The organism is Pigmentiphaga kullae (assembly GCF_004216695.1).
Lineage (GTDB): Bacteria > Pseudomonadota > Gammaproteobacteria > Burkholderiales > Burkholderiaceae_B > Pigmentiphaga > Pigmentiphaga kullae.
On record NZ_SGXC01000001.1, the window covers coordinates 241,711 to 262,375 of the forward strand.

17 protein-coding genes and 2 pseudogenes are annotated in these 20,665 nt (G+C 57.9%); 11 read left to right on the forward strand and 8 right to left on the reverse strand.

Going from position 1 to position 20,665, the window contains the following annotated elements:
- Positions 1-4: 4 nt before the first annotated feature.
- Together grxB and EV675_RS01185 are read right to left on the reverse strand one after the other, a co-directional pair.
- On the reverse strand, positions 5-652 hold the full coding sequence (grxB, locus tag EV675_RS01180) for a glutaredoxin 2 (protein ID WP_130355613.1): 648 nt from the start codon (positions 650-652) through the stop codon (positions 5-7).
- 383 nt (positions 653-1,035) lie between these two features.
- On the reverse strand, positions 1,036-2,307 hold the full coding sequence (locus EV675_RS01185; RefSeq protein WP_165404370.1) for an NAD(P)-binding domain-containing protein: 1,272 nt from the start codon (positions 2,305-2,307) through the stop codon (positions 1,036-1,038).
- A 364-nt stretch (positions 2,308-2,671) separates the two neighbouring features.
- Between EV675_RS01185 and EV675_RS01190 the strand changes: the two genes are divergently transcribed.
- Positions 2,672-3,337, forward strand: a complete 666-nt coding sequence (locus EV675_RS01190) for a TetR/AcrR family transcriptional regulator (protein WP_130355615.1) — start codon at positions 2,672-2,674, stop codon at positions 3,335-3,337.
- Positions 3,338-3,694: 357 nt separating this feature from the next.
- On the opposite strand, the gene EV675_RS01195 is transcribed toward EV675_RS01190, so the two are convergent.
- The 3 genes and pseudogenes from EV675_RS01195 to EV675_RS01210 all read right to left on the reverse strand — a co-directional run bounded on the left by EV675_RS01195 (position 3,695) and on the right by EV675_RS01210 (position 6,433).
- Positions 3,695-4,609, reverse strand: a complete 915-nt coding sequence (locus tag EV675_RS01195; protein WP_130355616.1) for a LysR family transcriptional regulator — start codon at positions 4,607-4,609, stop codon at positions 3,695-3,697.
- A gap of 86 nt (positions 4,610-4,695) precedes the next feature.
- Positions 4,696-5,672: pseudogene (locus tag EV675_RS30265) on the reverse strand (Bug family tripartite tricarboxylate transporter substrate binding protein).
- A 23-nt stretch (positions 5,673-5,695) separates the two neighbouring features.
- Positions 5,696-6,433 (reverse strand): maleate cis-trans isomerase family protein, encoded by a 738-nt coding sequence (locus EV675_RS01210; RefSeq protein ID WP_130355619.1) that lies wholly within the window; start codon positions 6,431-6,433, stop codon positions 5,696-5,698.
- 309 nt (positions 6,434-6,742) lie between these two features.
- Here EV675_RS01210 and EV675_RS01215 point away from each other — a divergent pair, with 309 nt between their 5' ends.
- The 3 genes from EV675_RS01215 to EV675_RS01225 are packed head-to-tail and all read left to right on the forward strand — an operon-like array spanning position 6,743 to position 9,153.
- Positions 6,743-7,717, forward strand: coding sequence for a Bug family tripartite tricarboxylate transporter substrate binding protein (locus EV675_RS01215; RefSeq protein WP_130355620.1), 975 nt, complete (start codon positions 6,743-6,745; stop codon positions 7,715-7,717).
- A 59-nt stretch (positions 7,718-7,776) separates the two neighbouring features.
- A complete protein-coding gene (locus tag EV675_RS01220; RefSeq protein WP_229828156.1) occupies positions 7,777-8,304 on the forward strand; it encodes a cupin domain-containing protein in 528 nt (175 codons plus the stop codon).
- A gap of 57 nt (positions 8,305-8,361) precedes the next feature.
- Positions 8,362-9,153, forward strand: coding sequence for an amidohydrolase family protein (locus EV675_RS01225; protein WP_229828157.1), 792 nt, complete (start codon positions 8,362-8,364; stop codon positions 9,151-9,153).
- Positions 9,154-9,285: 132 nt separating this feature from the next.
- On the opposite strand, the gene rrtA is transcribed toward EV675_RS01225, so the two are convergent.
- A complete protein-coding gene (gene rrtA, locus EV675_RS01230) occupies positions 9,286-9,762 on the reverse strand; it encodes a rhombosortase (protein WP_165404371.1) in 477 nt (158 codons plus the stop codon).
- Between the two features lie 135 nt (positions 9,763-9,897).
- Positions 9,898-10,438 (reverse strand): annotated as a pseudogene (locus EV675_RS01235) (MarR family winged helix-turn-helix transcriptional regulator).
- 444 nt (positions 10,439-10,882) lie between these two features.
- Between EV675_RS01235 and EV675_RS01240 the strand changes: the two are divergent.
- From EV675_RS01240 to EV675_RS01270, 7 genes are all read left to right on the forward strand, one after another.
- On the forward strand, positions 10,883-12,352 hold the full coding sequence (locus EV675_RS01240; RefSeq protein WP_130355623.1) for an alpha/beta hydrolase family protein: 1,470 nt from the start codon (positions 10,883-10,885) through the stop codon (positions 12,350-12,352).
- 83 nt (positions 12,353-12,435) lie between these two features.
- Entirely contained in the window at positions 12,436-13,398 is a 963-nt protein-coding gene (locus tag EV675_RS01245) for a Bug family tripartite tricarboxylate transporter substrate binding protein (RefSeq protein WP_130355624.1), read from the forward strand.
- A 113-nt stretch (positions 13,399-13,511) separates the two neighbouring features.
- Positions 13,512-14,522: a Bug family tripartite tricarboxylate transporter substrate binding protein gene (locus tag EV675_RS01250; protein WP_130355625.1), complete on the forward strand. Its 1,011-nt coding sequence runs from the start codon at positions 13,512-13,514 to the stop codon at positions 14,520-14,522.
- 116 nt (positions 14,523-14,638) lie between these two features.
- Entirely contained in the window at positions 14,639-15,955 is a 1,317-nt protein-coding gene (locus tag EV675_RS01255) for a Rieske 2Fe-2S domain-containing protein (RefSeq protein WP_130355626.1), read from the forward strand.
- 41 nt (positions 15,956-15,996) lie between these two features.
- Positions 15,997-16,959, forward strand: coding sequence for an ABC transporter substrate-binding protein (locus EV675_RS01260; RefSeq protein ID WP_130357861.1), 963 nt, complete (start codon positions 15,997-15,999; stop codon positions 16,957-16,959).
- 35 nt (positions 16,960-16,994) lie between these two features.
- Complete coding sequence (locus tag EV675_RS01265) at positions 16,995-17,936, forward strand: PDR/VanB family oxidoreductase (RefSeq protein WP_242621296.1); 942 nt, start codon at positions 16,995-16,997, stop codon at positions 17,934-17,936.
- Positions 17,933-19,135 (forward strand): Gfo/Idh/MocA family protein, encoded by a 1,203-nt coding sequence (locus tag EV675_RS01270; RefSeq protein WP_130355628.1) that lies wholly within the window; start codon positions 17,933-17,935, stop codon positions 19,133-19,135. Before EV675_RS01265 ends, EV675_RS01270 begins: the two co-directional genes overlap by 4 nt.
- A gap of 684 nt (positions 19,136-19,819) precedes the next feature.
- On the opposite strand, the gene EV675_RS01275 is transcribed toward EV675_RS01270, so the two are convergent.
- A complete protein-coding gene (locus EV675_RS01275; protein WP_130355629.1) occupies positions 19,820-20,665 on the reverse strand; it encodes an amidohydrolase family protein in 846 nt (281 codons plus the stop codon).

Here is a 20,665-nt window from a genome sequence, read left to right on the forward strand (position 1 = left end):
TCGATCAGAGGGCGATATCGGTGTGCAGGGGCACTTCGCACGCTTCCGACATGCGCTCGCACCATGCGAGCACCCCAGCAGGCCAGACGATTCCCTTCACAATCGACAGGGACCGCAGTACCGGAAAGAGCAATACATCTGTAGTGGACCAGGTCGTTTCAGACATTTTCGAACGCTTGAGTAAGCGCTCCAGATCCACAAGAGCCTTGTTGGCGCTGTCGACAAGAACGCCACTTACGCTCACGAGTGGAGAGAAGGTGCCGAACACCCGCTGCTTCTTGTCTATGAAGTATTGGCGTGCGCTGAGATCGCGAAACTCCGGAAAGTCGGAGTAAGCCCAGCGCGGGATCGCCAGCTTGTAGATGGTCGCCGAGTGGGTGTCGATCCACGCGCCCACTCCGTCAACCACCGGCTGGGTCAACGCACGCTTGCCTGTGAGCTGATCGACGCGCCCCACGATGTCCAAACTTTCGCTAAGCACTTCGCCGCTGTCCAATTCGAGAATGGGAAGCATCTTTCTTCCGATCAGAGCGTTTGGCGTCGCTTCGTCGTCGTTGGGCAGGTAAATGACCTCGCACTGCATCTTGCGCAAACCAAAGATCATGCGCGCGCGAACGCAAAATGGGCAGTGCTCGTAGACGTACAACTTCATGACTGCTCCGGTATTGTGCAAATAGTCAGATGACCTTCGGGACGTCGGGGTCGATCAATGGATTCTATGTATAGCCACATACAAGAAAAAGCAGGCAAAGCACTCGTCAATCGAAACTCCCAGGATTGAATCGACCTTGCATGATCGGGTAAGCACCTAAAGACTGAACGACGCAATAAAATGCATGATTACTCACGCTAACTTAGCGATCAAAGAATAAATGTCTGCACTATTGTGCTTATTGCAAGACCTGGAGGGGACCGTCGTGAGAGCATCCGATTACACCAATGCGCTGTCGTCCAAAGGACGATATGCATTAGCAGGAACATTGCTGGTGACGCGTTAGAGCGAATTGCGTGCGCGCCTGGGCGGAAGTCCAGGCGCTACCGCAACACCTTATCAAACCAGGATGTGAAGTCCGCTAGCATTGCCTTAGAGATGCCATGGTCGCCAGGATGCAAACAGGTGTCGTGCGCGATCCCAAGATCCGACAGCCACTTATCCGCGCGATTTGCCCACTCGACAGGCAGCTTCGTGTCCTCGTTGCCATGCCCGATGAACGCACTGATACGGGCCAGCGAGGCCCGGTCCGCCAATATCAGGTCGGTGTCTGCGATCGGGCGGCGACCTTCGTTTTGTCGATACAGCGAGTACGCTCGTACCGACGCCGGTTCCAGCCCCACGACGGTCGTCGAGGATCGTTGGAGCATTGTCACGTCGGCACCGCGCAGGTGCAGATCCTGCGCGATGTCGTGTGCACTCGTCCCGGCCCCCACCACGAGCACCGATTTGCCGGCTACATCGAGATCATGGGTCGAGCGGCTCGAATGCACGACCTGCCCGGTGTACTGGTCCATACCCGGTATGGTTGGAATGGAGGGGATGCCGCTGACCCCTACCGCCATGACGACCTGGCTTGGACGCAGCGTCCGGACACTGCCATCCGCGCGCTGGACTTGCACGGTCCAGCGCTTTTGCGCCGGATCGTACTCGCCGCCAAGAAACGTCGTGCTCGTCCAGATATTCAGCTCCATGCTCATCGCGTAGAACTCCATGAAGTTCGCGAGCATGTCCTTCGGGATGTAGACCGGCCAAGTTTCAGGAAACGACAGATAAGGCAGGTGGTTGGTGCAGATCTCGTTATGGAGCGTCAACGAGTGATAGCGCTTACGCCAGTTATCCCCGACTCGTTCCATCTTGTCGACGATGAGGGTGCTGACATCCAGCTGGTTCAAGCGCGCACCGAGCGCGAGACCCGCTTGCCCGGCGCCGACAATGACCACTTCGGGGTCCACACCTTCAAAGGCCGCATCGCGCTTGCGGCGGTCGGCCCAGTTCTCCACACTGCGCTGAGGCGTGTTCTCCCGCCGCCTGTGCACGAACGGATCACCCGGATAGCCTTTGAGCTCCTTCACCAGCGTCAGGACGTTCAGCGCCTGCGCGGTTTCTGGATCATCGGCATTTGATACGAGGCGGACGAACCCGCGTCCGAGCACTGTGTCCGTTTCGAAAAGGAAGAAGGCGTCAATTGTGGAATGTGGGCCAAGTTCGCTTCGCACAGGTGGCTGAACATCGAGCTGGAAGCGACGCGCTCGGCACAAAGGATGGGTAGCCTGCAACGCCTGCGCAATTTGTTCCGGACCTTGGAAGGTCACAACATCCCACGTGAGCTCAGAATGTCGCGCCAGTAACCGTCGTCGCGAAACAGGCCTGCACCGGCGCCGTAATCGCCCTCCTCCAATGCCGATGCAAAGGCATCTATCCAGCCTTGCGCCACCTGCCTGCATTGCAAGTCGTCCGTCGTTTGGTTCGTCGCCCTATCCATGTGTCCCCTGCCATCTAATCAGTGATCAATTACGTTAATCAGTGATTAATAGTAGGCTGCAAGAGTTGAACTTAGCAATTGCCTGAACACGAGTTTGGGGTCGTCGTTTTCCCTTAGACTTACGACCACCCGACCAGCCAAGGAACCCTTCACGTGACACTGATTCAAATCGTCTGTCTGCCGGGCCAGACGAGATGACGACCGCCCCCCCGAAAAGGCGACGTGCGGCTTCCGTCGAAGTCCCCAACGCGCGCGAGCGGCTCATCAAGGCCGCAGAGGACCAGTTCTTTGAAAAAGGATTTTCGGCAGCGTCGATCCGGACGATAGCTTCAAATGCTGGCGTCAATTCTGCGCTGATCGCCTATCACTTTGGCAGCAAAGAGGAACTGTTCCGCATTGTGTTTCAGAACGCCATTGCGCCAATGAACCAGCAACGCACGGACAACTTCATGCGGCTGGAAAAGGCAGGCGGGTACTCGGTTGAAGATGTACTGCGTGCGTGGATCGAGCCCATCTTCCAGCCGGCATTCATTCACGGCTCACGGCCCACTGCGGCGCTGTCCTTCAGCTTGGGTGAAGAACAGCGGGATCTGCTTAACCAGTTGATTGCCGAGACCTACACGGAGGTCAACGAGCGCTTTTTGAACCTGATGCGCAAGCTCGCGCCGCACCTTTCCCGGGAGAGCTTGGTGCGGCGGCTCTTCTTCATGAGCGGAGCAGTGATGCTTGCTACCCGCGTCGACGAACACAGTTTCAGCAAGCTGCTGCAAAAGCCGGGAAACACGCCCGACTTTGCAGCGTTGACCGCACGCGTGATCGAGTTTTCCGTTCCCGGTTTTCTGGCCGATGAAGAACCATGACACGGCATTGAAACCACAAGCGGCGCTTTCCGGCAACCTCTGGCGATCGCAGTCGTGATGGATGTCGACTGGCGGAAGCAATTGGTGCTTAACTGCGCTGGCGCAGCGTGCACGGGGCTTGCCCTATGGACGCGTAGCCACTCGAAATTGACCGAATTAGACAGGTCGTAGTCCGAAGGAGTTGGTATCGCCGTCGCAACGTGGACGCACGTCTCCACCTGCTCCGTATGAAAATGATCAAGCCTTCTGAGCTCATCGTCAATTTAATGTGCCTCCGAGCTATACCAAGTTGTCCCTCAAACCAATCCTGTGGTCGTAAGTGACGCCCAAGGAGAGCTATACGTCCGGGCCGCCGGATCAACGATGCTGGAGCACCCGCCGCACAAGACCCCTTAACCACAAATTTGATGCGTCCTTGTGATGCTTGGCATGCCATACCTGCGTCACTTCTACGGTCGGACTCGAGAAGGGCAGCGGATGGATTACCAAGCGTGGGTTGTTCTGAAACGCCAACGATACGTCCACCGGGATGATGGCAACCAGTTCCGTATGCGGGATCAAACTCAGCAAGCTAAGAAAGTGAGGAACGACTAGGAAAATGCGGCGCCTGATCTTGAGATCCTGCATTGTCTTGTCGATGACCTCCTGGCTTCGCCCTTCGGTCTTGATCGCGACGTGGGTGCTGCCTATAAAAGCATCCATGGACAACTGCCCGCCGTCGAGCCGCGGATTGTCTTTATCGGTCAAACAGACGAAGCCGCTGGTCCGTAGAATGTTTTGCTGAAACATGCCCTGGTTTTTTAGGTCAGGAAAATAGCCGAGCGCAAGATCGACGACTCCTGATTCAAGTGTCTCTTCAATCTTGGCGGCAATTGGCGAAACGGTCCTGAGACGGACATCCGGAGCGGTTCGCCGTATTTCTTCGACGATCGCCGGCAGATAGGCGGTTTCGCCAACGTCGGTCATGCAGAATGTGAACGTCTTGTCTGCGCGCGCTGCATCGAACGGCTGCGTGCTAAGGATCTGGACGCGCGTAAATTCCAAGACCTGCTGGATCGGTTGGGCCATCTCGACGGCGCGAGGAGTGGGCTGCATGTCGTTCTTGACACGCACAAAAAGGGGGTCATTGAAGAGCGACCGCATTTTTGCAAGTGCATGGCTTGTCGCTGGCTGGCTAAGGCCAAGTTTTTCGCTTGCGCGCGACACGCTGCGTGTCTCCCACAGCGCTTCGAATACCAGCAGAAAATTCAGGTCCAGTCCGTGTAAGCCCATGAAGCCACCCAGCAAAAGTCAAGATCATCCCACGATCTGGTCTACTGGTAGGCGAGGCTTTACCCCAAGTTCGGCTGTGGGGTCGTCTAGTTGATACGCAGCCCAACATCCTGAATCACGGCCGACCATTTGGCCGTTTCTGCCTTTATGAATGCGGCAAGCTCCTGCGGTGAGCTCGTCAGGGGTGCAAGACCGACCTTTTCTAGCGTGGCCTTGGTGTCTGCGCGATTCATAAGCGCCGTAATGTCCCGGTTGAGTCGGTTGATGATTTCCAGAGGAGTGCCGGCTGGTGCGACCAAACTTTGCCACACGGAGACGTCATAGCCAGGAACGCCCGACTCTGCGACGCTGGGCAAATCGGGCATCGCTGCTATGCGACGAGCGCCCATCACGGCTAACGGCCTGACCTTACCGGCCTGTGCGTTTGGAACAATAGTCGCCGCGGCTTCCATAGTCACCTGGACCTCGCCCCCATCACAGCGACGATCGACGTCCCCCCACCCTTGTAGGCCACAGGGGTCATGCGCACCTTGGCCATTTGATTGAGGAGCTCTCCGCCTACATGCATGGTCACAGTTCCATGGGCGAAGTTGATCTTGCCAGGACTTACCCGGGCCAGTGCCAACAACTGTGCGAGATTCTCTGCCGGAAACGAATTGTATACGGCAATGATGCAAGGCACTTCTGCAAAAAGGCCAATCGGTTCGAAGTCCTTTGCAGGATCGTAGGCGAGCTTGCTGTACAGGCTCGGATTCATTGCCAAAGTGGAATCGATCGCCAATAGCAAGGTGTAACCATCCGGCGCAGCACGGGCGACCGTCTGCGCACCGATAACTGTATTGGCTCCCCCTCTATTGTCGACGATGACCTGCTGACCCAACGATTCGCTCAAACCTTGGGCGATGATCCGGCCAAGGATGTCTGCTGGCCCGCCGGCGGGAAACGGTACAACCAAGCGTACCGGGCGGGACGGGTACGACGCTGTGTCAGCCAGAACTTTGATCGGCATCAGAGCGATCAAGGCGCACGACAGCACAACGGTGAAAGGGCTCTTGGGCAGCATGTTTTGTCCTGATCTTTGAATTGTTATCGAGCGGAGCGGAGGGGTTGCATCAAAAGCTGACCGGCTCCCGAGATTGGATCGTCGATGCCCATGAGCGCCATGGCGTGCCAGAACGCAGCGCTGTTGCTTGTTATGACCGGTCGCCCCAATATTGCTTCCAAGTCATGTATCGCCTCCAACGATCGTGTCGCCGTGCAGCTGATCACGTATGCGTCTGCGGACGGATCGCGATGGTCGACCGCAAATTCCTTCCATCGCTCCGGAGTAATGGCCATCATGTCGGCAACTCCTCGGAAGCCGAATCCCGCTACCGCACAAATATCAAACCCAGCACTCCGGAAGAACGTTGCTTCTCTAGCATTTACCTCGTCGCAGTAGGGCGACAGCATCACGATGCGTCTCGCTTCCACGGCCGTTAGCGATGCAATAAGGGCTTGTGCAGTGGTAGTTGCGCGGCGTCCGCCCGATGACTCGATACGTCGCACAAGCTGCGCTTCGAGCGCTTCGCTGAATGACGATACGGCGGTGCAATGGAAAAGGATCAAGTCCGGTTCAGCATCGCGCAGCAGGCTTGCCGCCTCTTCAACGCTATCTGCCATCCGCATCAGTTCATGCTGCGACGATCCAGTCAACGCAAGTCTGGTCGTGTGCATGGACACACCAGAAGGCATCAATGCGGCCAGCTGCGGCTCGGCGAGCTGATTTCCTGAAGGCAAGATCAGCCCCAGCCGGGCCCGCGTCCCATAGTTGATTTGTCTCACGAGTCCGTTCGGGATAACGCGCCCGGTCCATGTGCAATGTTCATGTCGTCCTCCGTTGGCATGCCGTGTTGCCGGCTTTTTTGCTTGGCTGGATTCTTCAGCATGCCCGCTGGCCCGCCAAGCGGTGGACGCGAATACAGAGTATTCAGAATTTCAATGAGCCTGTCTTTGCGGGCACCGCTCCCCTATTCATCTAACGAATAGGCTCAATGCGTCATCGCACATTGCGCATCGTCTGACAGTCCATAAAATACTTAGAACTCGAACGATATTCTCGAGATCTTATAAAAATTCGATAGGAGACAAGATATGAGATGGCGCCCTTTTGCATCAATGATGGCAGCCCGTATGGTCCTAACGACGGCCCCGGCGCATGCTGCCGAGCGCAATGCGTATCCCAGCCGTCCCGTCCGTATGGTGGTGCCGTTCCCGCCCGGTGGACCGACCGGCATCTTGGCCCGCGTGCTTGGCCAGCACCTCTCAGAGAGTCTTGGGCAGCCTTTCGTTGTGGAGAACAAGTCAGGCGCGAATACGTTGATAGGCGCCGAGCTGGTCGCCCGCTCTGCTCCTGACGGCTACACACTGCTAATGGCTGTGGACAACACGCTCGTCATGAATCAGTTCCTCCATAGCCGGCTCTCTTATGACCCGGTGAAAGATTTTTCTCCAATCGCCAAGGTGGCCGATTCTCCACTGATCTTGGTCAGTGGGAAGGATGGCCCGAAGACGCTTGATGAACTTGCTGCATTGGCACGCGCTCAGCCGGGCAAGATTTCTCATGGCTACGGAACTATCACATCCCAGTTGGCTGGCGAGATGTTGAAGAGTGAGCTGGGGCTGGACATGGTCGGCGTCTCCTATCGCGGAAGTAACGGAACAATCCAAGGGATGCTTTCACAAGATGTCACGTTCGTCATCGACGGCGTTGCCACAGCTCTTCCCCATATCAAGGGTGGCAAGCTCCACGCCCTTGCGAACCTCAGCCAAACTCGCATCCCGGACCTGCCCGCATTGAGCCCAGCGGCCGATCACCCGCGCTTGCACGAGATGAACGTAGCTGTTTGGATGGCGCTAGTTGCTCCCGCCGGGACACCCGACGCGGTCATCCAAAAAATCGAGGCAGGAGTCAGCGCTGCTTTAAAGAAGCCTGACGTTCAAGAAAAACTGTTGGGAGCCGGTCTGGTGCCAAAGGCCGGCACGTCCGCAGAGCTCAAGCAGCTGATTAGGGCGGAATCTGCCCGCTGGAAGCCCGTCATCGAGCGCGCTGCAATCAAGATCCAATGAACCCGGCGATTCCGCGTCGCCCCTTAAATTCAGCATTGCCCCTCAATAAAGGAATCATCATGTCGAGTTTGCCCACAACTGAAGCTGCTCCCGTCGCGCCTATTGCCAATAGTGCCGATGAATGGCGAGATGAGATGGCCCGCTTGTCGCAGTCGGCCGTACCGAGTTTTTTTAAAATTCGCGCGAGACTTCCGATCGAGGGCCGCACCAATCAGGTACTGGGCGCGTCACGGCACATGAACGTGGTGCTGAAGACCTATGCGAGCGGCGGTGAAAACGAATTGCACGCTCATTCGAACGAGGATCATGTCTTTGTCGTCATGCAAGGCAGTGCCTTGTTTTACGGCCCGCGGGGAGAAACGCGGCGTGTGGTGAAAAACGAGTGCGTGCTGATTCCTTGCGGCGCGTTTTACTGGTTCCAGGCTGAAGCAAACGAGCCGCTCGTGATGCTGCGCATTGGCGCTGCCGTCAACCCGGATACCGATGTGCTTGCGCGTGTCGATCCTGACGGCATGCCTTTCGATGGCTACTCGGAAAAGAACAAGGAAGTCGCATATCGCCTGCATGAAGACCAGTGGTTCGAATAACGCCTGCCAAGTGACGTATCAAGCTCCCTTATCTACTGACATCCCCGAGCACACCCTATGCCTATCCTTTGCCAACCACCGTTGACTTCGGAACGCCGCCCCACTGTGCGTGCGCCTCAGGGCGCGACCGATTGCCACGTCCATGTCTACGGCCCGAACAGCGATTACACGCTCGCTTCAACGAGGACTTTCGATGTGCCCGAGGCGCTTCCCGCAGATTTGGCAGGCACGCTTGATCGGCTGGGAATCGATCGTGTTGTCCTGGTTCAACCAAGCGGGTACGGCGTAGATAATCGGCGCCATCTTGACGCGATGCGCGAAGTCGGGCGTCCAGCCCGGATGATCGCTGCGTTACGGGCCGATACGCCGGACCCAGACCTCGACGCAATGCACGAAGCTGGCGTGCGCGGCGTGCGTTACACGATTAAACATGCGGGAGCCGCCCCGCTGACCGAGATGCCCATCCTGGCCGAAAGGATTAAGCGGTTGGGCTGGCATGTGCAGTTGCACGTGATGAACGATGGAGGCGGCGTGCCTCTGGCCGACATGGAGTCGACCTTGGCCCGACTTCCAGTGGACGTGGTCATAGACCACCTGGGATCTCTGCGAGCCTCCGACGGCATTGACCAACAGGGATTCCAAGCGTTGCTGAGGCTCGTCGGGCGCGGAAGGACTTGGGTGAAGCTCTCTGCGGGATACCGGTTGTCGAACACCTCTCCGCCATACAGCGACCTGGTGCCATTCGTTCAAGCGCTTCTGGAACAAAACGCTAACCACCTGCTATGGGGGAGCGACTGGCCTCACGTGTCCTTTGAAGGGTTCGATGCCGGATACGGCCGATCTGCTTGATCAGATGACCGCCTGGATTCCTGATACGGCTGTTCTCGAGCAGATCCTGGTCGAAAACCCAGCCGAGCGGTATGGCTTCTAGAGAATGCAGTTCTCACACCAGACGCCCTTCGAGGCGAAGAAGAGCGGTCATTACCGTAGGACTCGCGGGCCGAGACTTAGCAACGCGCCCATCATTGCACCATACACATGAGCAGATACGATGATCGCGCCGCCGATCATCTCCTCTTCCGATGCGCCGGGCCCAACCCAAACCTGGGAGGCAAGCCGACCGACTATCAGGAGCAACAGAGTGGTCATACGCCAGTCGCGGCCCGCAGATGGCAAGCTGCCTCGCACCAACACACCATAGATCACGCCCGACAGTCCTACGTAATGGGCTAACTTCGGGTCAAGCAACAGCAGGCCGAGCCCAACGCCTATCGCCATCGCACCTACTTCCAGCCAAAATCGGCGGCGGGCGAACAATTTGGGAAACAGCAATGCGCCCACTATCCACCCACCTACGTTAAGCAGGCAATGAGTCCAGCCAAGGTGTACCAGCTGCCCGGTAAGCAAGCGCCACGCCTCGCCGTCAAGAATTGCGGCGCGATCGTAGCGCAGAGACATCGTCGACTCCGGCGCCAACAATTGAAGCACGAGAAGCATCAAAACGACTGCACTGGAATTGCCAAAGCCTCGCCCGAACGGTTTGTCACTTTGGGGCACTTCTTGAGGCGGCGACATGGTCGGCAACTCACGCACTCAGAGCTCGGCGCTCTCGGCTATGCGTCGGGAGAGCTCCCGCGTCGAAGGCATTGTTCACGTGCGCCTCGTCTTCGGCCAAGTTAGTAATGATCGCTAGCAGCACTTTGCGCGCAGTACGGATCTCGGCGGGCTTAAGCCCCTTGGTGCCGATGTCATTGATTTCTTCAGCCAGCGGCACCAGCTTCTTTTTCAGTGCTTTACCTTTGCGCGTCAGGAAAACATGCATGTTCTTCTTGTTGCCCGGCAGGTGCTTGCGCTCGACGTAGCCCAAAGCTTCCATTGCCTTCATCGCCGAAAAGGTGGTCGGTTCCTGCACGCCAGCTTGCTCACTCAATTCGCGTTGCGTCAGCCCATCAGACTCCCACAGGATCCGTAAAAACGCCCAGTGCCCGAACGAGACATCATGCTCCGTCAGACGCATCTGAAGGCCGCGTACCAATGCGCGCGTCGCGTCTTTCACAAGGTGAGCCAGGCGATCGTCGGGAACGGCCTCGCGCCAATGGTCGAGGACGGTCCGCGTTTCTTCGTTTGAATTCATGCTTCGCAACGCTTCATGTTTAAGAGATGGCCAGAGGTAGGTGACCCGGCGGAAGCATAGCCGGGCTGCTGCAAGGCACTCACTATAAACGCCCTTGATAGCGAAGAACTAAGTGGCGAAGGAGAGCGCTTTGCGGCGTGCAATCGACATTTTCCGAAGCGCCTAATTCAGTCCGCTTGGATTCCTCCCGATTTGTGCTCACGCCTTCGCGTTGCCGGTTCGTACGCGATTGCAAGCAGCTCAAGGGTTTCTCCTCTCACTCGAATCGGCTCGATGCGCTTGACACACCGAACCTTAATCAATATTCTATTAGAGAGCTAATTAAATTATTAGATTGCTTAGCTTTTTTAGAAGAGGTTGAGGTAGCGTTCTGGCCCAACTGCATGGCACGCCTGCGACATCGAATGCGGCGGCACATAACGACGTACATCAGGAGACAAGACAATGAACCCAATCAGGATAGTGGCCTGTTTGCTCGCAGCTGTTGCGTGCGCAAGCGGCGCTGCTCAGGCCCAAAGCCGCCCGACTTACTACACGAGTGGCGGTGTCAAGGCGCTGTACTACACGCCCGACGCAAATCCCAATCCGAAGGTGGCCTTTCTCATCGTGCATCGCACGGGCAATTATTTGAGCCACATTGGTTGTTCGGAGCTTTCCAAGCGCGGGTATGCGGTTTTCTGCATGAACACCCGCTTCGAGAACAACGAGTTCCAGGTCGATTGGGACCGCATTGCACTCGACGTAAAGGTCGGTGTCGAATATTTGCGTAAGCAGCCGGGGATCGAGAAAGTGATCCTCTTCGGTCATAGCGGCGGCGGGCCGACCGTAAGTTTTTACCAAGCCGTAGCGGAGAAAGGCATCGGTTTTTGCCAGGACACGCGCAAGATCGTTCCCTGCAATAACGACCTAGCGAATCTTCCCCCAGCCGACGGTCTGATCCTCGCCGATGCGCACCCAGGTGTTCCGGTCATCTTGCTTCGTAGCCTGAATGGATCGGTGTTGCGCGAAACGCCGGGCGCCTTTGATCCGGCGCTTGATCCTTACAGCCCCGCCAATGGCTATAACGCTGCGGGCGCCTCGACTTACTCACCCGACTTCCAAGCGCGTTATTTTGCTGCCCAGTCGCGCCGCATGAATTCGCTGATCGCCGAAGCTGATCGCCGCACCAAAGACATTGCGGCCGGCAAAGGGCCTTTCCCCGACAACGATCAATTCGCGATTCCGCATGGCGGCAATCCGGGAGCAGGTCCTGGCGGAGCATCGCAGCTGCATAGCCTCGATCCGCAAATTTCACTGCGCAAAACCCAGCGTCCTCAAAAGTTGATCCGCAACGATGGCTCGATCGACCGCCAGCTTGTGACAACCGTGAGCCCAGTGGAGCTCGATACGCTGGCTTCGACGATGTCGTTCAACCGCGGTACGAAGCAGTTATCGCTGCGCTCGTTCCTGTCCACCCAAGCGGTGCGCTCTACAAACTCGCTGGATGGGATCGACCATTGTTCGAGCAACAACTCAACGATCTGCGCGGTAGGTGCGATCTCAGTGCCAACCCTTGTCATGGGGATGGGAGGCTATCTGTTCATCCGGGACTCCGAAGAGGAATTTGATGCTTCGGCGGCCAAGGACAAGGATCTGGTGTTCATTGAAGGCGCAACGCATGGCTTCACGCCCTGCGCCAACTGCATGAACACAGGTGGCGCTGCGGCCTATTCGAATAGCGTCAAAAACCTATTTGATTACGTCGACGGCTGGGCTTCCCCAAGATACCGGGCAGATTCCAGTCCCGTCCTGAGCGGAGGCGGCAGCATGTCGCTCGAAGCTTTGGCCGGGTTGGCTGTCCTGGCTGCACTCATCGCTTTGACGCGCTGGCGTGGTCTCGTCACTCATTTGATTGGACTTCGGGCCCGCCGCTGAACGCACGGATACGACTGACTTTTCTACTCCGCCCCTCGCGCAGTTTCGTCTGTGCGAAGGGCTAACTCACGTCTGGAATCACCATGCCATCTCCCCTCCGACTCGCCGTCGCCGGCGTGCTAGCTCTTGCTGTCACCCTGCCTGCGATCGCACAAGACGCCGATCGAGCCTGGCCAAAGAAGCCCATCCGGATGATCGTTCCGTTTACGCCAGGTGGCAGCAATGACGTTCTCGCCCGTTCTTTAAGTCAACATCTTGGCAAGACATGGGGCCAACCGGTCGTCGTTGAGAACAAGCTTGGTGCAGCGGGCAACATTGGCGCTGAACTCGTTGCCCGCGCTCCCTCAGACGGCTACACGTTGTTGATCGCTGCCAACAACGTGATGTCCGTGAATCCGGCGTTGTACCGACTTGGCTTCGACCCGGCCAAGGATTTCGCACCCGTCAGTCTGCTGGGCACGGTTCCGATAGTGCTGGTCGTCAACCCCAGTTTGCCAGCCAAGGATGTCGCGCAGTTGGTCAGTTACGCCAAAGCGAACCCAACCAAGTTGAACTATGCATCTTCAGGAACCGGTTCGCCCCAGCATTTGTCTGCTGAACTTTTCAACAAATTGGCTGGCGTGCGGATGACGCATGTGCCGTACAAGGGCGCTGCGCCTGCAACTGCGGACGTTCTTGCCGGTCAAGTGCAAGTACTGTTTGCGCCGATCAATTCTGTTCTTCCCCACATCAAGTCTGGCAAATTGCGGGCGCTGGCGGTCGCCGGCGAATCTCGCGCGCAGTTGCTCCCTGATGTACCAACAATTGCCCAGGCTGGCTACCCGGCCTACCGCAGCGACATCTGGATTGCGTTAGTTGCACCAGCAGGCACGCCGGCCGACGTCGTGCGCCAGATTCAGACTGAGACACGCAACACGCTGGCCGACCCTGCGGTGATCGAAACACTGGCTCAGCAGGGCATCGAGGCCAAATCCACCACGCCAGACGCCCTGCGCGCACTCGCCGCAAGCGACCTGGCGCGCTGGACAGACGTCATCAAGTCGTAGGGCATCGTTGCGGATCAGCAGCCATAACGGCGACGAATGCCGCATGCCCTTCAACGCTTCTTCTCACTCAACCCATTTGCGCACCACGCGCCTATCCGCTTCTGGAGCATTCCATGTCCCTGTCCTTCCTGCGGGCAACCCCGCTTCCTCTGACCCTAGCTCTTGCATTGTTTGGGACGGCGGCCTCCGTGGCCATCGGCCCCGCATTCGCAGCCGATGACGGCGCAAGCTACCCGAATCGAGTCATTCGTTTCGTGGTGCCTTACGCCCCGGGCGGCTTGCCAGACACAGTCGCCCGCGTCGTAGCCCAGCGTCTTACCGAACACATGGGGCAGAGTGTGGTCGTCGAGAACAAGCCAGGCGCCAACGGGGTGATTGCTGCCCAGACGTTGAAAAGCGCCCCCAGGGATGGATACACATTCTTGGTCACTGACGGCTCAATGATGTCGATCAATCCAGCCATTTATAAAAACCTGGCCTACGACCCAGCCAAGGATTTCGTTCCAGTATCGCTCGTTGCTACATCGCCGTTGTTTCTAGCCGCAAACACAGAGCTCAAGGTCAACACGCTTCAGGAATTCGTTGCGCTAGCCAAAAGTAAGCCGGGCGAGTTGAATTACGGATCATCAGGCATCGGCAGCAGCCACCACTTGACCATGGAGGCAGTCAAAGCTGCTCTGAACCTTCAAATTAGCCATGTGCCGTTTCGAGGGTCGGGTCAGTCGGTGCCGGCGCTTGTAGGCAATCAGGTCGGCGTTGTATTCGCCGCCCTGCCTTCTTTGTCGGGATTTGCCGAGAACGGCAAGGTAAAAATCCTGGCCACAAATTCCGCTTCGCGCTCGGCGCTTGCTCCCGACATCCCCGCTATCTCGGAAATCATTCCCGGCTTCAATTTCGCGGTGACAGTCGGCGTTCTGGCCGCAACAGGGACGCCGTCCTACGCGGTTACCAAAATAAACGCTGAGGTGACTCGTGCTCTCAAGACGCCTGAAGTCATCAAACAATTGAACACCCTTGGAATTGAGCCGGTTGGTGGTCCCGCTGATCGTTACGCCGCGGCCATTGCCGAGGAAGGAAAACGCTACCAAGGCGCGATCAAGGCAGCAGGCATCAAAGCTGAGTAATTCGAGCAGAGAGCAACCTGCATTGGACAAAACCCCAGGCTTCTCATACACTCCAATTTAGTTAGATATCTAACGAATCGAATAAAGATTCTGCAAACATCTGTCGAGGGCAAATCATGCTGACCAACGAAGAAAACGATCTGCTGTGCCGCGTCGAGGGCGATGCCCCGATGGGCCAATTGATGCGCCGGCACTGGACCCCAGTCTGTCTGAGCGAGGAAGTGAGCGAGCCCGATGGCACGCCCGTCAAGGCGCGCGTGCTCGGCGAAGACCTGGTAGTGTTTCGCGATACCGAAGGCCGCGTAGGTGTCATGGATGAGTTCTGTCCGCACCGTCGCGTATCGCTGGTGTATGGACGCAATGAAGAGTGCGGCCTGCGTTGCCTGTATCACGGCTGGAAAATGGACGTGGAAGGCACGGTGATCGAGATGGTTTCCGAGCCGTCGGCCAGTGCCATGACGGAGAAGGTCAAGCACAAGGCCTACAAGGTGCAGGAATGGGGTGGGTTTGTGTGGGCCTATATGGGTCCTCAAGACAACATCCCCGAGTTCGTGCCGCCGCCTTGGGCACCCACGAAAGACACTAAAGTCAGCATTGCCAAGATCCTGATCCCTTGCAATTGGGCGCAGATCCTGGAGGGCGCGATCGACTCGGCGCACAGCGACAGCCTGCACTCGTCCGACTTTCTGCCTGCACGCGTTGGCGGTGCCGAAGCGACCGGCAAGAACTGGTTGCGTCCGTCGACCGACAAGGCGCCGCGCATGCAGGTGCAGTGGGGTGGCTACGGTTTCCGCTACGCGGCCATTCGCCGGCCGATCACTAAGGCATCCGAGAACAACTATGTGCGGTCCACCGTATTCGTGGCGCCAGGGACCGTGCTGATCCCGCCCAACAACCTGTACAACGTCGCCAACATCAACGTTCCAATGGACGACACGAATACGGCGTTCTACTTCATTTCCTGGGGCGATCCGGCCAAAGCCCCGGATACCGAAACCTGGCGCAAGTTCTTGGGCGCGCAGATCGGCATTGACGTTGATGCTCAATACTACCCATTCCGCAATGCCGATAACCGTTTCAAGCAGGATCGCCAGGCCATGAAAGCTGGCAACTTCACCGGCATCACGGGCTTTCCAAATCAGGACATCGCGATGTGGGTAACGATGGGTCCAATCGCCAATCGGTCGGACGACCGGCTGGGCGCCAGCGATTTCGCAATCGTCGAGTTCCGGCGCCAGATGCTGGAAGCGGTCAAGGCGTTCCAGGAAGGCCAGCCGGCCATCGGCACAGGCGACTTGCGAATTCCGTCTGAAATCTGCTCGTTCCAGGCAATCATTCCGAAGACTACTGACTGGCGTGACTTTGCCGCCCGCCCGGTGTGGACCACGGACGCGAACGCCCCACAACTCGACAGCAACTACCAGACGACCTGATCGTCACGGAGACAGATGTGAACCTGCGACTTTCCATCGCCATGGGCGACTATGACCGTAACCGCGCGTTGTTCGACGGCGGCGTGCAGATCGACGGTGTCGATCCGGTCTTTATGCTGCTCAACCCGGAAGAAATGTTCTTTCGCGCGTTCCGCAGCATCGACTTCGACGTGAGCGAACTGTCGTTCTCGAGCTATCTGGTCAAGCATGCGAAGGGCGAATGCCCGTACATTGCGCTGCCAATCTTCCTGTCGCGCGCCTTCCGGCATACATCGATCTACGTGCGTAAGGACCGGATCAAGACGCCGGGTGACCTGAAGGGCAAAAAAATCGGCGTGCCCGAATACCAGCTGACGGCCAACGTGTGGGCGCGCTCCATTCTTGAAGACGACTACGGTGTAAAACCATCAGACGTTACCTGGGTGCGCGGGGGTATTGACGAGCCCGGCCGTCCGGAAAAGATCAAGCTGCAATTGCCGGGAAATGTGACGATGATTGATGCGCCCGAGGGCAGCACGATTTCGGACCTGCTGGATCGCGGCGAGATTGATGGCTTCATGGCCCCGCGCCCGCCAGGCGGCGCCGCGAGGCACAACCCGAACGTGGGCTGGCTGTTCGATGATCCGACCGCGGTGGCCAAGGACTACTTCAAGCGCACCGGCGTCTTCCCCATCATGCATGTGGTGGGCCTGCGCAAGGAACTGGCGGCGCAGCACCCGTGGCTGCCGGCGGCGCTGGTCAAAGCGTTTGAAAAGTCCAAGGCTGCCGCACTGGACAAGCTGGCGGACACGTCCGCCACCAAGGTCACCCTGCCCTTCGTTGAAGAGCAACTGAAGGCCGCGAAAGAGACGATGGGCGAGGACTACTGGTCCTACGGCGTGCAACCTAATATGCGGACTCTGGAAACCTTTGTGCGGCATCACCACGCGCAGGGACTGTCGTCGCGTCAGGTGCCCGTGGAAGAGCTGTTCCATCCTGCCACCTACGAATCCTATAAAATCTAGGTCCTGAGATGGAAGACGCTAACGATACAAATAGCATGATGCCACTTCGTATAGCACGGGCGACCGATGCGGCGGTCGGCATTCGCAGCTTCGAGCTGGTGCATCCGGAAGGGCATGATCTGCCTCCATTTACCCCCGGATCTCATGTCAAGGTGCAAGTTCCCAATGATGAATTCCGGAAGTATTCGCTGTGCGGCGATCCGGAAGACCTGAGCAAATACGTCATCACGGTCAAGCGGGATGCGAACGGACGGGGCGGGTCGATCAGCCTGGTCGACGAGGCGAAGGAAGGCGACACGCTGCCCACATCGTTGCCCGACAACGCTTTTCCGCTGGTCGAGAAAGCATCGGCCTACATTTTCATTGCGGGCGGTATCGGCATCACGCCCATCCTGTCGATGATCCGGTCGTTTGGCGAGTTGCCACCCGCGCCCTGGAAGCTCTACTACTTGAGCCAGTCGGCCGAGACGACTGCGTTCCTTCAAGAATTGGCTGCGCCTGAGTGGATCAAGAACGTTAAGGTGCACCACAGTGGAGCCGATCCGGACAACGTGTTTGATTTGTGGCCCGTGCTCGAAAAGCCGAATAAGGGTCATGTGTACTGCTGTGGCCCACGAGGCTTGATGGAAGCGGTTCGCGATATGACGGGGCATTGGTCGCCTGCGAACATTCACTTCGAGAGCTTCCTGGAAGGCGGAGAGAAACGGGCTGACGACACGCCGTTTACGGTTGAACTGGCAAAATCCGGGCTTGAGTTCGAAATTCCCGTTGGTCAGTCGATTTTGTCAGTTCTGCGTAAGGCAGAAGTCAAAGTGCCGTTTTCATGTGAAAGCGGTACCTGTGGATCCTGCCGCACTGGGTTACTTGAAGGGGTCGCGGACCACCGCGATATGGTTCTGATGCCTGAACAGGAAGACAACCAGATCATGGTGTGCGTCTCCCGTGCTAAATCCGATCGCCTGGTGTTGGATCTATGAGCGTTGCTCTCTCGCCCCCCCTCCGTGTAGGCGTCGCAGGACTTGGACGCGCGTTCTCGTTGATGTTGCCTACGTTTCTGGGTGATGTGCGTCTGCAACTGGTAGCTGCATGCGACACACGAGAGACGGCGCGGGCGCAGTTCGCACGTGATTTCGACGCACCGACGTACGACTCCATTGAGGGCCTGGTAGCTGATAGCAATGTCGAGGTGGTCTACATTGCGAGTCCGCACCAGTTCCATGCTGAGCATACGCGGCTCGCGGCCGCGCATGGCAAGCACGTATTGGTCGAGAAGCCGATGGCCCTGTCATTGGAAGCGTGCGACGCCATGATCGATGCTTGTAGGCAAGCCGGCGTGCATTTGCTGGTTGGCCACTGTCACAGTTTTGACGCGCCCTATTTGGCCGCGCGGGAGGAAGTAAGTAGCGGCCGACTTGGCGCGGTCCGCATGATCCAGGCGATGAACTATACGGATTATTTGCTGCGTCCGCGTCGGCCTGAAGAGTTGATGACCTCGGAAGGCGGAGGTGCCGTTTTCAGCCAGGCCGCACATCAAGTGGATATTGTGAGGTTGCTGGCTGGGAGCCGCGCTACTCGATTGCGCGCAGCGGTCGGAAACTGGGACCCTGCCCGGCCGACCGAAGGTGCTTATTCGGCGCTCCTGTGGTTCGAGAATGGCGCCTATGCATCGCTTAGCTACAACGGCTACGGCCACTTTGACTCGGACGAGTGGATGGACTGGACCGGTGAGATGGGGCAGACCAAAGACCCCTCAGCCTATGGTTCGGCGAGGCGCAAGCTAGACACGGTAGCGTCCGCGCAGGAGGAGGCAGAGCTTAAAGCGAAAAGCACGTATGGCGGGCCGTCGTACCAGCCGCCCAAGCCCGCGGGGCCTGAGCAGAATCGATCTTGGTATCAGCATTTCGGTCCGATTATCGTTTCCCTCGATCAAGGTGACCTGCGCCCCATGCCGCACGGCATTCAGGTGTACGGGCATTACACAAAAGATTGGATACCCTTACCCCAACCTACCGTTCCTCGTGCGGAAGTAATCGATGAACTCATTGGCGCTGTGCGAAACGGCGTCCCGCCGCTTCATGATGGGGTGTGGGCGAAGGCAACGCTCGAAATTTGCATTGCTATGCTGAACTCAGATAGTCAGGGGCAGGATGTTCTTCTGGTACATCAGGGAAGCTGACCAGGAAGCTGCCGAGATGTGTGCCGTGAAGGCTCAATGTCGGCAGCGCTAGTCAACTGCGATGCGCGCCGAGCGAGCGCCGCGGTACATGTTGACCCTATGAACTGCCTATCGACTAGCCGCCGCATCGTCGTCAGCACGACGTTTGGCAAAGATGACCGCGACCGCAGCTGGGGTAAGAGTGCGTTGGCGATATCGTTTGCCATCTCTTAAAACCGCTCAAGGCGAGCAATCACCTCATCGTCGTGATTGCTAAGGTTCACCATCACTTCTGGACCCGCTTCGGCTTGTCGACCCGTGGCACGATGAACACGTGCTCTGCCACCCACACGCACGGTCGGCTAGCACCCGAATCGCTTCAATGTCTTCCATGTTTAAGTCCCGGTCGGCTTGATGTCGACTCTGCCGGTGCACACGTCAGCGCGCGGCACGATATTGCCGGTCAGGCACACGACGCCGATGTCCACCATGCGGAGCAGCGTGAAAACCTTACGCCAGAGCGGATAAAGCAAGGCAGGTGGTGTCCAGCGTGAAGGGTGTTTCTTCAATGTTTGCTGGTTCGAAGGACGCGGCCTTGCCGGCCGAAAACGGCTGATCGGCACGACACCCGCCACCTTTCGGCGGGGGGGGGCAGCGCATCGCCAACCGCGCGGTCGACAATAACACCACCGGCAGGCCGCTTAGTTAGGTGTATAGGTTCGCGGGATTGGTGACGAGCACCTGCCGCAGCAACTGGTCGTCCTGCTCCGCGGCACGCGCAAGAATGTCCAGCAGCCGCGCATCATCTGGCGGCGCCTCACCCGGCTCCAAAGGGTTTCGGTACATCGGATGCGGCCAATCGGTTCCCCATATCACGCGCTCCGCAGCACTGTGCAAGACAGCACGAGCTATTGCCAGACTGTCGGAGTAATTGGGTGCGCCCTCGACAGACCATCGATCGGAGTTGCACAGTAGGACCCAGACATTCTCTCGACGGTGCAGATCCAGGAGCAGTCGCATGGCGGCTTGATCCACACCACCCTGAGGTCGCATGTGTGCGATATGGTCTATGACCAGCGGGGCGTCCACTGCACGCAGCCATTCTTCAAGTTCCAGCAGGTCGGTGCCCTCGACATGGACCTTGATGTGCCATCCGAAGGGCTTGACCATGGCCACGGCGCGTTCGAACACTTCGCGCGGGACACGCTGTTGCTTCATGAAGGATGCAAATGCAAACCGCAGACCACGCACGCCAGACGCGTGCAGCGCCTCAACGTCACGCTCCGTGATCGTCTCTGTGAAGCGAGCTACGCCGCGCAATCGTGGATTGCGCAGCAGCATGGCGCCAAAGGCATCGTAGTCGGCCACTTCTGCCGTACTCTGGACAGCGACCCCGCGGTGGATACCGATGCGTGCGTGCATGGCATCCAGGGCTTGAACGGTCGCTTCCATCGGCTGGTAGGCGCCGGTGCCGGCGGCACGCGTGGCGGCGCCGTGCTCAAACACGTGAAAGTGGCAATCCCACGCGTCGGGAGGAGTTTGATAAGTCAT